Origin of the sequence: Deinococcus detaillensis (genome assembly GCF_007280555.1) — a bacterium.
In the GTDB taxonomy this organism is placed as follows: Bacteria; Deinococcota; Deinococci; order Deinococcales; family Deinococcaceae; genus Deinococcus; species Deinococcus detaillensis.
Window position 1 is genome coordinate 271,989 of the sequence record NZ_VKDB01000001.1, and the last position, 12,849, is coordinate 284,837.

The window sequence follows — 12,849 nt, forward strand, 5'->3', positions numbered from 1 at the left end:
CTATGTCCCCTTTCTCTGCCGCCAACTGGTCTGAACCTGAAGACAGCTTCTCTACCACCTTTTACGAGAAATACACCTCTCAATTGTGGTTTCCTGAAGAAATCCCGCTCAGCAACGACGCTTTGGTGTGGAAGGCGCTGGGTGATGAAGAACGCTGGACATACATTCACGCTTCGGCGGGCTTGAACGCTTTAGATACCTTGCAAGGTGAAATTGGAATGCCGGTGCTGAGTGACTTGGTCGAAGGCCACATCCGAAAGGCCACGCTCCAGTTTCAAGCCACCATGGAAAATATCCACGCCCGCAGCTACAGCTTGATGAACAAAACCTTTCTGTCGACCAGCGAAGAACGCGAAGTCTTCGAGTGGATCAGAACACAGCCGCAACTTCAATTCAAAATCAGCTTTATTCAGGGCGTCTTCGCTGATCCTGATGTGTCCAATCTGGGTCTCTGGAAAAAACTTGCGGTGTCGTGCATGTTGGAAACGGCTTTGTTCTACAGTGGCTTCTTTTATCCGTTGTATATGGCTGGGCAAGGCCGGATGGTTTCGGCAGGTGAGATTTTCAATTTGATTATCTTGGATGAAGCGCTGCATGGCGTATACGTGGCGCTGCTGGCGCAGGAGAAGTTCAATTTGATGAATCCTGCCGAGCAGGCCTACGCCAAAGCCTGGTACAACCAAACTTTACAGACGCTTTATCAAAATGAACTGGCTTATACCGACGTGCTGTATGCCGGCGTGAACTTGACTGGCGAAGTCAAGCGTTTTATCCGCTTTAACTGCAATGTCTTGGCCGATAACTTGGCTTTGGAGCGCCCCTTTCCCGATGAGGAAATCAACGCGGTAGTGCAAAACGGCATCGAAGCACGCGGCACCACCCACGATTTTTTCAGCGCCAAAGGCAGCAGCTACAGCAAAGTGCGGGTCGAAACGCTGAGCGACGCCGACGTGGAAGCCATCTGGGCCGGCGGATTCCCCGATTTGGACAACACGAATCAGCCTGTGCGGGTGAGCCATGACTGAAGCACCGAGCAAACCATTCGTGCTGCTGACCCAAAACGACTGCCCCAATTGTGAGCGCCTCAAGATGATGCTGGCCAAGCCGCTCAAAGGCCAGTTCGACGAGCAGATCATGACGGTTCACCGCCAAAACGACGCAGACGAATTCGCCGCCCTGACCGCCGCGCACTTCATTCAAACCACGCCCGCGCTGCTGCATCTGCCGTCGGGCAAGGTGCTGCTGCAAACCTCGGGGTTGGGCGAAGTTCAGCGGTTCTTGCGGGGTTAGAGCATTTGTCGTAAAAGTTGCAAGACTTTTACGACCGAGTGGAGCGAGTGAAATATGTGCTAGAGCAGATGGGAGTGGAATTGGTGGGGTGCTTTCCACAACAATGGAACGGACAAACGCTCTAGGGGAGAGTCAGCCCCCAACCTCGGCCAGCGCCCGGCACCGTTCGGCCAATTTGCCAAACGTAGCGTAGAGCTGCGGCGGCGCAGCAATTCGCACTTCACAGCACAGGCCCAGCAGCATGGCGGCAAACGCTTCCAAGTGCTCCCGCTGGGCCTGCAGTCTTGTCCCGCCGTTTTCGTTTTCCTCAGTCAAGGTGACGCCCCAAGTCGAGACTCGTCCGCGCAGCGCACTGGAAGGCAGATTCAGCCAAACATCGATGTGGTGACTTTCGGGGGTGTCGGGCCAAGTGGCCCGCAAGTGGCTCAGCACGTCGAAGTCCTCGGGCGGCACAAACGAAGCGTCCAGCACCGTGAGGGCCGACATCCGGTCTAATCGGAAACAGCGCAGCGCCTCGCGGCTGTGGCAGCGCCCCACCGCGTACCAACTGCCGCCGAACTGAGCGACGCGGTAGATGTCCACCGTTCGCAGCGAGTCCACATTGAGGCGCGAGCGGTAAGCAAACTGCGCGGCCTTAGCGTGGCGCACGGCCCGCAGCAGCGTGGCCAGCAGCGCGGCGTCGGTGCTGACGGTCCACGCCGCCGTGTCGAGTTGCACGGCTTGTTCGATGGCCTCCATGTCTTGGCGCAGGGCGTGCGGCAGGGTGCGGCGCAGTTTGGCTCCCGCGCTGTGTGCGGCCGGCGTCAGAGCGGTGAGGCCGAGGTGTTGAAGAGCCTTGAGGCCCAGCGCGAGGCTGAGGGCTTCTTCTCCGCTGAACATCAGGGGCGGCAACCGGAAGCCGGGCTTGAGGCGGTACGCGCCGCCCACACCCCGCTTGCCCTCCACCGGAATGCCCAAGTCTTGCAGCCGCGCCACGTAGCGCTGCACCGTGCGCGGGCTGACTTCGAGGCGGCGGGCCAGTTCGCTGCCCGTCACCTGTTCGCGTTCTTGCAGCAGTTCCAGCACCGTCAGTACCCGCATGGAGGGATCGTACATACCGACTATCTTGCCCTATAAACACGACAAGTCCTGACGGGTATCAGCATTAAGCTGAGAGCAGAACCACCCAGACCCATTTGGAGGTGTTTGTATGACTCAGACTGAAACTGCGCCCGCGATCGTGACTCCCGAGCAATTTCTGACGTACTGGCAAGGCCAGCGCCGCCTGACCCGCCGCGTGATCGAGGCCTTTCCTGTTACGCAGACCGAAGATCAACTCTTTAGCTTTTCTATCGGCGGCATGCGGCCTTTTGGGGTGATGGCGTGGGAAATTTATCAGGTCAGCGTCCTCACGCTGGGGGGCTTACTCAGCGGCGATTGGCCGATGCCGGATTGGCGCGAAGGCGTTTCCTTTGAACGGGCCGCACTGCTGAAGGTTTGGGACGATTTGACCGAGCAGATCAACCGCGACTTTCTCAAAGTGGACACGGCTTTTTATGCCCAGCAACACCCTTTGCCTTGGGGGGAGATGAGCGGTTGGGCGGCGACCATTTACGCCGTCGACAACGAAACGCACCACCGGGGCGAGGGCTACGTGTATTTGCGGGCGCTGGGCATTGAGCCGCCCGCTTTTTATGGGCGCTGAGCGCCAGAGTAGGAGTGCCACCGGCACCTTCACGGTCAAGCCCCGCGCCGAAGCCCCCGCACAAACTGTTCCTGAGATCGGGCGGGGCAAAGTGCGGTAGAGATGCTGACGTTTATGACGCCCGTCGCGGGTTCTGCAGTTTACGTGGCGATTGAAGTGGTGCAGGCCAAGCTGGGAGAACGTCCGAGCAGCTTCGCCCTTTTCCATGTGGGTCTCAGCGAGGGCGGCGAGCAGCGGCTCACGTATCAGGTCATTCCCGATTCTGGTACAGGTGAACTGACCGGCCTGAGCGGTCAACTGCAACTGGACAACACAGAGAAGGTGCATCACTACACCATGATGTACACGCTACCGGCGCTCTGAAACCAAAGCTGAAACAGCCGGCGGTCTGGCCCCGCTCGCGCCGCTGCCGAGAGATCCAGCAGCACCGAGAAGCCGCCCGAACGCAGGTCGGTTGCCCGCTCACTCCTCTGGACTGTTGGCCGCCGCTTTTTGCACCAGTGGCATGATGGTCAGTCCCTGCACCGCGATGGTAAACAGCACGATGAAATAGGTGGCGGTAATCAGGTCGGCGCGGTAAGCGCTGGCAGGCAAGCCCAGCACTAAGCTGATGGCGATGCCGCCGCGCAGGCCGCCCCAGGTCAGCAGCCGCACGGTGTACGCCCCGTAATTGCCCCAGCGCCGCACCAAGCCGAACGGCACGGCCACGCTGACGTAACGGGCCGCCAGCGCCACAACGATCAGCAGCGCTCCCGCCGCGAACTGCTGAACGGTGCTGGGCGTCAGCAGCACGTCTAAGCCGATGAAGGCGAACAGCAAAATATTGAGCACTTGGTCGATCGTTTCCCAAAAATTCATGACCTGTTCGCGGGTTTCTTCAGTGAAAATCTGGTCTTTGTAAGCGGAAATGATCAACCCGAATATCACCATTGCTAGCGGCCCGCTGACATCCAGCCCCAGCGCCAGCACGTATCCGCCGATGACCAGCGCGAGGGTGAGCAGCACTTCCACCGCCGCGTTCTCAATGGTGCGGGTCAGGTAGAGGCCCACCAAGCCCAGCACCCCGCCCAGCAGCACGCCGCCCAGCGCTTCGCGGGCAAACAAGCCCAGCGCGTCTACTACGCTGGCAGCGTGTTCACCGTTGCCGGCCAGCCCGCTCAGCACCAGAAAAATCACCACGCCCACGCCGTCGTTAAAGAGGCTCTCCCCGGCGATCAGGGTCTCCAAGCGCGGCGGCACTTTGGCCCGCTTGAGGAGGTCGAGTACAGCCACAGGATCGGTGGGCGAGATCAGCGCTCCGAACAAGAGTGCTCCGATCAGCGGCACTGCCAGGCCCAGCGCCCCGAACACCAAATATGAACCGAAGCCCACCAGCACCGTGCTGATCAGGGTACTGAACACCGCCAGCGTCAGAATCGTGACGCGCTGCTTGAGCATCTGAGCTGCATTGAGGCTCAGCGCTCCGGCAAACAGCAGCAGGCTCAGAATGCCGTTGAGCACAAAGTCGGTGAAGTTGAGCGTTTTGAGCATGAAGCGGGCGTAGTGGCCGACGCCGGGCAAAGCCAGCGCGTCTAGGGCCACCAGCACGATGCCTGCCAGTGCGCCGGAGAGGGCCACGCCCACGGTGGTCGGAAAATGCAAGAAGCGTTCGTTGAGATACGCCAGCGCGGCGGTGACGCAGAGGAGGAGCGCGAAGGCGGTCAGCATGACGAGTAGTTTAGCGGGGCGAGGTTTGTTTCGTGCTGCCGCCCTCCTGAACGTAGAATGACGGTATGACCGAGATGGATGAGCGCTATGAATTTGAGCCTGAAGATTTTGGAACAGAGGACTTTGAGCAAAGCGGCCTTGACAACGAAGCGCTGTACTTGGAGCGGCTCAACGGCGCTGATCTCTACTTCGAAGTGATCGGGCCAGAGGATGAAGAAAGCGGCGACAAGCCGACTTTGATTTATTTGCACGGCGGCCCCGGCTACAACGCGCTGACCTTCCGCGACCTCGTGGGTGAGCGCCTGAGTGCTTACCGGGTGATTTATTTGGATCAGCGCGGCGGCGGGCGCAGCGGCCCCCTAGACGACACCGAGCAGGGTAGCGACGCCCTCGACCTCGACACCCTGACGGCGGACGTGGAAGCGGTGCGAGAGTTTTTGGAGATCGACAAGATTACCCCCATAGGACACGGCTTCGGCGCACTGATCGCGCTGGAATATGCCCGCCGTTTTCCTATGCACACCAACCGGGTGGTTTGCATCAACCCGTGGGTTCACTTTCCCGATCTGGCCCTGACCTTACTGGAGCAAGCCAGCGCCCGCCGCAGCGTCAAGCTCGACGATCCGAGCGCCGAGGTCAAAGCCGCCGCGCCCGAAGGCCAGCATCCTCAGGTCGGCGCGGCCCGCATTGAAGCGGCCTTTGGCCTGATCAACGCCCGTGACCTGCTCAACGCCCTGCACTTCAAAGACGCGCCCAGCCGGATGCGCTTGGAATTTTCCGACGTCGAAGGCCAGCTGATGGGCGGGGCCGAGGTGCAGCAAGCCTTGGTCAATCAGGGGCTGTGGGAGTTTGAATATCCGCCGTTTCTCACCGAGATCAAGCGCCAAATCTACGTGATCGCCGGAACACACGACGCCACCAGCTATCCCGCGCAGGTGCAGTGGGTCGAAGACCTGGCCGACGCCGAAGTGACCTTGCTCGACGCTGGACATTATCCGTGGCTGGATGACGAGGACGAGTTCGTGGAGGCGCTGGAGGAAGCGCTGACCCGCTGAACAGAGCTCACAGCACGCAGCGCACGTCCTGGCCGAAGTATTTCTTGCTCAGGGCCGTGTAGCTGCCGTCGGCCAGCATCTTTTTGAGGGCGATGTTGACGGGGCCCAGCACCTCGTTGTTGGCAGACAGCTCGGTGCCGCTACTGCGGTTCATGACCAGCGTGATGTCCTGCGACCACAGCAGCGGGCTGACCTGAATGACCTTCGCGCCCGCCGCTTTGAACATCTTGAGGGCAGCATAACGGTCCATCACCAAAGCGTCCATCTTCCCGGTCAAAAAGGCCAGCAACGCCTGATCATCATCGGTAAAGACGTTGATCTGCTTGTCGAACGGCAGGCTGCGCACGTAATAAAAATAATTGCTGCCGGTCACGACGGCGACGCGCTTGCCTTTGAGTTCATTCTCGGAGGTGGGGCCGCCGGGCCGGGCCAGAATCACCCCGCCAGTGCAGGCCAGCGGCTTGCTGAGCGTCACGTCGCTCAGCGGCTGTGGCAACTGGCTGTCGATGACCGCGTCGTAGTTGCCTGAGCGCAGACCCTGCATCAGCGCCTCGGGCGTGCCGATTTTGCGCCAGGTGATATTGCTGACATTCATCTGCTTGCCGATGATACTCAGCAGTTCGGTGGCAAAGCCCTCGAAGGCTGCTGCATTCTGGTTGATGAGGGGCGGTTGGGCCGTGCTGAAAGCCAATCTGAACTGTCCCTTGCCCTGAATTTTGGCCAGGCCAGCGGCCTGAACCGGACTGGCCAATCCGATGATTGAGCCGAGCAGGGCCAGATGAGCGAGATGAATGCGGAATCGTAGCAAGGTAGGAGCCTCCTGGACAGATCATCCTCGCCGTTCGGGAAGCTGCCGGGCTGGAAAAGCCGTCAACAGACTGACTGCTCCAAAACCGACTGGCACATCCTTACGCGAAGATGTGCCAGCCTAGAGCTTCCTTTCTTTTCAACTTCTGACAAACCGCTCCGGAGCGCCCCAGCCCCGTCTACGATTACATATTGTGCAGAACGTTCATGATGTCGCCGTCTTTCATCACGTACTCTTTGCCTTCGGTTCTGACCCAGCCTTTGCTTTTGGCAGTGGTCCAGCCTCCAGCTTCCACCATTTTTTGCCACTCGATCACTTCGGCCCGGATAAAGCCGCGTTCCAAGTCCGAGTGGATTTCTCCGGCGGCTTCGGGGGCTTTTTCGCCTTTGTGAATCGTCCAAGCCCGCACTTCTTTTTCGCCGGAAGTGATGAAGGTGATCAGGCCCAGCGTGTCATAGCCGACTTTGACAAGTTGATCGAGGCCGCTTTCCTGTACGCCGAGGTCATGCAAAAAGGCGCGGGCGTCTTCTTCTTCCATCTCGGCCAGTTCGCCTTCGATCTGGGCGCTGATCTTGACGACGTGTGAGCCTTCCTTGGCGGCGTGATCGCGCACCAATTGGACGTACTCGTTATCGCTGGCCAGATTGTCTTCACCGACGTTGGCAACGTAAATAACCGGCTTGTTGGTAATCAGGCCGAAGTCTTTAGGCACTTCGCCTTCTACCTGTGCGGCGCGAGCGGGTTGGCCCTCGCCCAAAACTTTTAAGATGGCCTCAGCTATTTCGAGTTGCTCTTTGGCTTCCTTGTCGCCGCCTTTGGCTTTTTTGCTCAGGCCCACCACACGCTTTTCTAAGCCCGCCAAATCGGCCAAAATCAGCTCGGTGTTGATGGTTTCGATGTCGTCCAGCGGATCGACTTTGTTGGACACGTGAATCACGTTGCCGTCTTCAAAGCAGCGCACCACGTGGGCAATCGCGTCGACTTCGCGGATATTGGCCAGAAACTGATTGCCCAGTCCCTCACCCTGCGAAGCGCCCTTCACGAGGCCAGCGATGTCCACGAACTCCACGAATGTCGGGATGATCGGCGGCACCCGGTCGCCCTTGGTAAAGACCTTGCTCAGCGCGGCGAGGCGCTCGTCCGGCACATTCACGCGGCCCACGTTGGGTTCGATGGTGGCAAACGGGTAATTGGCGGCCAGCGCTCCGGCGCGGGTGATGGCGTTAAACAGCGTCGATTTGCCGACATTGGGCAGGCCAACGATTCCGATACTCAAACTTGACATGCGCGTTTCTCCTTACGCGCCCGCAGGCGCAACGGAAAGCAGTTTAGCGCACAGCAGCGGTTGAAGGAAACCTTGGGCTGGGGTGCTGGTCGGCGGAGCGTGGCTCACGGCTTAATCAGGAGTGTTCCCACGTCCGCCGAGGGCTGAGACGGCCCCAGCGTCACGCTGGCTTTTGCGCCGGGTTCGCTTGCTTCGCCGCCGAGCGCGTTGCCGCTGCGGTCATAGCCTGCCAGCACCTGAAAATCGCCGTCAGGCAGGTAAGCGCTGAACTGTCCTGCGGCGTCCAGTACCGGAGCAAAGGTGGAGGTGGTGCCCAGGATACTGAAGGTAAAGGTGTTGCTGATGGCTGGAGCGCCGAGCGCGGCGGCGGCGTTGATCAGGCCGTAGCCGGTCAAATCGTCGCGCCCCGCCGTGCCGAGGTCGGTGGCGGTGTCCTGCATAATGCTGAGCGCCTGTGCCGGGGTGCTGGCCACGCCTTTGCTCAGCAGCAGGGCGGCGAGGGCGCTGACCTGCGGTGCGGCCTGCGAAGTACCGGATTCGAACTGATAGCTCGGCTGATTTTTGTCGTAATTCCAAGAGGTCGAGAAAATAGAATCCGACACCACTACGCCGCCGAGCTTGAGATTCATGTTGTAAGTGGGATTACTGGGGTCGGCCCCGCCGTAAGCGGCCAGCGTCACTTGCGGGTAGCGTTGGCTGTATTCGGCGTGGAGCGGGAGACCCCCTGCGTCAGGCCGCACTGAGGCCACGCTTACGGCTCCCGCGCAGGCCGCCGGATAATACGGCTGGGTGCCGCCGCCGTTGCCCGCCGCGACCACTACCAACACCCCGCGCTGCGTGGCTGAGGCAATCGCGTCGCACAGCGGCTGAGCGCCCGCCACGCTGATCGGCCCGCCCAGCGACAAGTTGATGACCTGAGCCGGATGCGGATTGGTGTACGTGACCGCCCGCAGCGTGATGGGCTTGCCGGAAGCGTAATCAATGGCCATCGCCACACCGCTTTCCGAGGCGCTGCCAAAGCGGTCGATTGCCCGCACTGGCAGCACCTTGATCGGAGCGCTCAGCGCCGCGCCCACCACGCCGCTGGTGCTGCATCCGGCGCAGGGCGAGGCGAAGCTGCCCTCGCCCGCCGCGATGATGCCGCTGACATGGGTGCCGTGACTGCCGGTGGTGCCGCTTTCGCCCGGATCGGTGGGATCGGTGTCGGGGCCGTAGGCGTCGGTGGTGACGATGTCCAGCGCTCCCTCGCCACTTTTCCACAGCCTGCCAGCAAAATCGGGGTGGTCAAAGCGCACGCCGGTATCGATGACGGCCACTGTGACCGGATTGAGGTATGGGGTGCTTTTCATATCGCGCCAGACTGCCGAGTAGCCCATCAAGCGGTAAGCGTACTGAAGCTGGGCATACTCGTCGGCGGGCAGGTAAGGCGCTTGCAGGGCCGGTGCCGGTACATCCTGCGCCCGCAGCACCGCGTCCGGCACAGCGTAATTGACGCTGGGATCGGCCCGCAAGGCGCTGAGGGTGGCGCTGACATCGCTGGTGTCCAGCTTGAGGGTCTGCCCCGACTGCGCCGCGAGCGAGAGGGTTTGCACGGGCAGCGCTAAACTTTCTATTCCCCTGTTCGGTACCCGGCCAGCCGTCAGCGCGGGCAGCGCCGAGAGCAGGGCCGATTCGGTTTTGTAGTTGACGATCACGCCCCGCGCCCCGGCTGAGTTGCTGAGGGCTGAAGGGTTGACCCGCAGCGGCGCGGCAGGCAGCACCGAGAGCGCCGAAGGGCCTTGAGCGCTGATTTGCCCGCTCACCTGTCCGGTCAGGTGATAGAGGTCGGCGCTGACATTGAGGGTGGTGGTGCCTGCCGCCCCGCCGCGCAGGGGGTGGGCCTTCCAGAGCAGTTGCAGCCCGGCGCTGAGCTGCTTGACATCTGCTCTCGTCGGCGCGGCGGCGCTGCGGTTGAGGGTCAGTGTCGTTTTCACGTTGCCGCTGCCGCTGAGCGGGTAAGCGCTGAGCCAACCCGGCAAGCCGGTGAGGTTCCAGGTGCCGTCAAAGGGAGCGGTGTAAGCGGCGCTCAGCGCGTTGGCGGCGGATAGGCTCACTTGGCTGGGCAAGCTGGCCGGAGCGCCCGGGTTAGACGGCCCCGCCGTGCCCGCGCCGCCTGACGGATCAGGCACAGTGGTTTGGGGGCAGGCGGTCAGCAGCAAGCTGAGGCCCAGGAGCGCGGTCAGGGTGGCGCGGTTCATTGCTTATCAGCATGCCGCTTTTTGCCTGATGGGGGATGTGACGCGGTGGGCAGGGAGCGGAGCCGCGCTGGGGGGATGGGCCGCCGAGCGCCGATGCGTCACAATAAGCGCCATGCCGAGTGGGCGCGTTCACAACATCATCAACACGGCCACCTACGGCCTGATCGCTGCGGCGACCTTGTGGGCACAGTCGCAGCAACTCGTGGTTCTCACGTTGCCGCAGGCCGCCAGCTTCAGCGTTGCCTACGCGGTGGGCACCTTCTTGCTGTCGCCGGACCTTGACTTGGCTGAGGGACGGGTGGACAGCAAGCGCCGCTGGGGGCCGCTGGGTTTCATTTGGGTGCCGTATGGCCGCATGTTCAGCCACAGGGGTCTGTCGCACACGTGGCTGCTGGGGCCGCTGACCCGCTTGGTGTATCTGGGCTTGATTGCCCTGCTCCTCTACAGTGCGCTGCTGTTGGTGTGGCCAAAGCTGCACTGGCCTGCGTCTTGGCCCGCCACCACCTCCTCGCCCAGTCTTGAAGTGCTGCTGCCGCTGGCGCTGGGCTACTACGTCAGCCAGTGGCTGCACCTGATCGCCGACGGCATCAGGCCCGATCACGGCATGCGGCGCAGTCAGCAAAAATTCAGGAAGCTGCGCGGCGGGGCGCGGCGGCTGGGCAAGGGGCGCTAAGTACAGCAAGATTACCGTTTCGGGATTCCGCAAAAAGCGCTCCATCCCTTCACTCCCATCTAGCCGTACTTTTCCCATCTCTCGCTCCGCTCGATTTATCTAAAGATAAACATTGGCGTACTTAGGTACAGCGTTCGGGCTCGCCGTCAACCCATAAACTGCACCCGGCCATCTCCAGCCCAGCTCGGCACATCCGTCCCCGGCCCGCAGCGCTATCCTCGCGCTATGGCCCGTTTTCTGCCTGCTTCCCTGATGGTCCTCTGTCTGCTGCTCGGCGGCTGCTCGCCCGGAGGCGTGAGCCGAATCCGCGCTCAAGTCCGCGACTGGCCCGGTGAGGCGGGGCAAGTCATGATCCTTGGTGGCGGCGGCACGGCCTTGACCAGCAGCGCCATAGACAAGGTGGGGCGCTTTACCTTGCCTTTGCCCGGCGCGGCGGCGATGGCTCCGGTGCTGCGGCCCACTTTGCTGCCGAGCCTTGCGGCGGGCTGCACCGACAAGGTGGCGGTCAGCGACCCGGCGGCTCAGTTTTACCTGCTGCCGAGCATCAGCGCCTCGGCGGCGGGAGCGAACCTCACGCTGGTGAGTCAGACCCGCAGCAACGTGCCGGGCGGGCCGCTGGATCAGCGCGTTTACATCTACGCCAGCATGCCGGCCCGCGTGCAGGGCGACTTGACGTGCGCGGTGGCGGCGTCTAGCACCAGTTACGCCTTGAATCTCAAGGCGGGCTGGAATTACGCGGTTATGCGACGCCCGACGCCCAGCAGCCCCGCCCGCCTAGAAAGCGTGGGCGACGACGGCTTCGAAGGCTGGGAAGTGGCAAAGGGGAAGTGAGGAAATGGGCTACGGGGACGTTGTGAAAACGAATTGAGCCTCAGCCGTTCTTGGCCCCGTTTCCGTTCAGCACTGACCTACTTGGCTGCTTTGGGTTTCTTGGTCTTGCCCTGCTTTTTGGCGGCAGCTTTTTCGGCCCGCATTTTGTCCTGAAACTGCTTGGCGGTGTCTTCCATCAGTTGAGCGCCCTGCTGATCCACCGCCCGCTGCAATTCAATGAGGGTCTGCCCGCTCATGTTGCGGAGTTGAGCTTCGATTTGCTTGCCAATGAAGTTGTAGCGGATGGTGGCGTTGGTGCTCAGCGTGACTTCGGTGCCGCCAGGAATGTTCTTGAAAACCCAGCTCTGGGTGTACTTCTCGATGGGGCCAAAGGGCTTCACCGCTTCCCAACCGCCGCGAAACGGCGCTTGAATCTGGCCGTATTTGGCGGTGTACGACAAGCCCAGCAGCCGCCGCTCCAACTTGATATTCACCAGGGTGCCGCTGGCCAGTTTTTCTTCGCCGACGTAGTTGGCCAAGCGGATATTGGGATCCCAGCGGGTGCGGCGTTTGGGATCAAGAACCAGCCGAAACAGCACGTCGGGCCGTGAGCGAATAACGATGGTGTCTTTGAAACTAAGCGGTTGAGCCATGATCTCCATACTCTAGCTCACGGCTCTAGCTTAGGCGGCGGGCCACCTCGGCGCGGATTTCGGTGAGTGCCGACTCAGCGAGAGCGGGCGCGGCAGTTTCAAACGAAAGGGTTCCAACTGAAAAGTCAGCCAGCGGCACCCAACTCACGCAGCCGAGCAGCTCCGGCGTTTCCTCGATCCTGAGCGGCGGCGTCAGCGGCCAGACCCGCAGCACCACAGCATGCAGCCAAGGGCGGTTGCGGTAGTGAAAGCGCCGCTCAATCGCGCTGGCATTTAAAGCCTGCACCTCTTCGAGGGCCAGTGCCTTATCCAGCGCTTCTATTTTGTAGACGCCCAGTACCTCGGCGCGGGCAGGAACGACGATCTGGCCCGGCGCGGGGTCGGGGCGCAGCAGGCCGCTGAATTCGGAGCGCACCTCGGCGGCGTTTTGGTGGAGGAAGGTGGGATAAAGCAAAAACTCGCGGTGCTGGACTTCAAAGCCGCCGTGCGTTTCCATGATGCCGCCTTTGCGCAAAATCACGGCGGTCTGGCCGGTGGTCAGGGCTTGGGCTTGGACGTCCCATTCTTTGAGGGCGGTCAGGGTCATGCGGGCAGACTAGCGCAGCGGCTGTGTGAGTGGCGCGGTCATTGGAATAGAAACTGGACGT

14 protein-coding genes are annotated in these 12,849 nt (G+C 61.4%); 7 read left to right on the forward strand and 7 right to left on the reverse strand.

The genetic code is table 11. From position 1 onward, the window contains the following. The first annotated feature begins 2 nt into the window (after positions 1–2). A complete protein-coding gene (locus FNU79_RS01405; protein WP_124870211.1) occupies positions 3–1,025 on the forward strand; it encodes a ribonucleotide-diphosphate reductase subunit beta in 1,023 nt (340 codons plus the stop codon). Beyond that, positions 1,018–1,290 carry a YbbN family protein gene (locus tag FNU79_RS01410; protein ID WP_143719124.1) on the forward strand — a complete coding sequence of 91 codons (273 nt, stop codon included), beginning with the start codon at positions 1,018–1,020 and terminating at the stop codon, positions 1,288–1,290. Before FNU79_RS01405 ends, FNU79_RS01410 begins: the two co-directional genes overlap by 8 nt. Positions 1,291–1,422: 132 nt before the next feature. Here the strand turns inward: FNU79_RS01410 and FNU79_RS01415 are convergent, their stop codons facing one another. Then, positions 1,423–2,385, reverse strand: coding sequence for a helix-turn-helix transcriptional regulator (locus FNU79_RS01415; RefSeq protein WP_143719125.1), 963 nt, complete (start codon positions 2,383–2,385; stop codon positions 1,423–1,425). Positions 2,386–2,479: 94 nt separating this feature from the next. Here FNU79_RS01415 and FNU79_RS01420 point away from each other — a divergent pair, with 94 nt between their 5' ends. Both FNU79_RS01420 and FNU79_RS01425 read left to right on the forward strand, forming a co-directional pair. Then, positions 2,480–2,974, forward strand: a complete 495-nt coding sequence (locus tag FNU79_RS01420) for a DinB family protein (protein WP_143719126.1) — start codon at positions 2,480–2,482, stop codon at positions 2,972–2,974. A gap of 114 nt (positions 2,975–3,088) precedes the next feature. After that, positions 3,089–3,337, forward strand: coding sequence for a DUF3224 domain-containing protein (locus FNU79_RS01425; RefSeq protein WP_185974573.1), 249 nt, complete (start codon positions 3,089–3,091; stop codon positions 3,335–3,337). Between the two features lie 99 nt (positions 3,338–3,436). Here the strand turns inward: FNU79_RS01425 and FNU79_RS01430 are convergent, their stop codons facing one another. After that, positions 3,437–4,681, reverse strand: a complete 1,245-nt coding sequence (locus FNU79_RS01430) for a cation:proton antiporter (protein WP_143719128.1) — start codon at positions 4,679–4,681, stop codon at positions 3,437–3,439. Between the two features lie 65 nt (positions 4,682–4,746). Between FNU79_RS01430 and FNU79_RS01435 the strand changes: the two genes are divergently transcribed. Continuing rightward, the gene (locus tag FNU79_RS01435) at positions 4,747–5,736 is read left to right on the forward strand and encodes an alpha/beta fold hydrolase (RefSeq protein ID WP_225429806.1); all 990 of its coding nucleotides are present in this window, start codon (positions 4,747–4,749) and stop codon (positions 5,734–5,736) included. Positions 5,737–5,743: 7 nt separating this feature from the next. Here FNU79_RS01435 and FNU79_RS01440 read toward each other — a convergent pair whose 3' ends face one another. From FNU79_RS01440 to FNU79_RS01450, 3 genes are all read right to left on the reverse strand, one after another. After that, on the reverse strand, positions 5,744–6,544 hold the full coding sequence (locus FNU79_RS01440; RefSeq protein WP_143719129.1) for a substrate-binding periplasmic protein: 801 nt from the start codon (positions 6,542–6,544) through the stop codon (positions 5,744–5,746). Positions 6,545–6,728: 184 nt separating this feature from the next. Next, the gene (gene ychF, locus FNU79_RS01445; RefSeq protein ID WP_143719130.1) at positions 6,729–7,829 is read right to left on the reverse strand and encodes a redox-regulated ATPase YchF; all 1,101 of its coding nucleotides are present in this window, start codon (positions 7,827–7,829) and stop codon (positions 6,729–6,731) included. A gap of 104 nt (positions 7,830–7,933) precedes the next feature. Further along, positions 7,934–10,066 (reverse strand): S8 family peptidase, encoded by a 2,133-nt coding sequence (locus FNU79_RS01450; protein WP_143719131.1) that lies wholly within the window; start codon positions 10,064–10,066, stop codon positions 7,934–7,936. Positions 10,067–10,178: 112 nt separating this feature from the next. Here FNU79_RS01450 and FNU79_RS01455 point away from each other — a divergent pair, with 112 nt between their 5' ends. Both FNU79_RS01455 and FNU79_RS01460 read left to right on the forward strand, forming a co-directional pair. After that, on the forward strand, positions 10,179–10,739 hold the full coding sequence (locus FNU79_RS01455; RefSeq protein WP_143719132.1) for a metal-binding protein: 561 nt from the start codon (positions 10,179–10,181) through the stop codon (positions 10,737–10,739). Positions 10,740–10,964: 225 nt separating this feature from the next. Then, on the forward strand, positions 10,965–11,570 hold the full coding sequence (locus tag FNU79_RS01460) for a hypothetical protein (protein ID WP_143719133.1): 606 nt from the start codon (positions 10,965–10,967) through the stop codon (positions 11,568–11,570). Positions 11,571–11,647: 77 nt separating this feature from the next. Here the strand turns inward: FNU79_RS01460 and FNU79_RS01465 are convergent, their stop codons facing one another. Together FNU79_RS01465 and FNU79_RS01470 are read right to left on the reverse strand one after the other, a co-directional pair. Continuing rightward, positions 11,648–12,202: an SRPBCC family protein gene (locus tag FNU79_RS01465; protein ID WP_124870184.1), complete on the reverse strand. Its 555-nt coding sequence runs from the start codon at positions 12,200–12,202 to the stop codon at positions 11,648–11,650. Positions 12,203–12,227: 25 nt separating this feature from the next. Next, complete coding sequence (locus FNU79_RS01470; RefSeq protein WP_143719134.1) at positions 12,228–12,788, reverse strand: DUF1802 family protein; 561 nt, start codon at positions 12,786–12,788, stop codon at positions 12,228–12,230. Between the last annotated feature and the right edge of the window lie 61 nt (positions 12,789–12,849).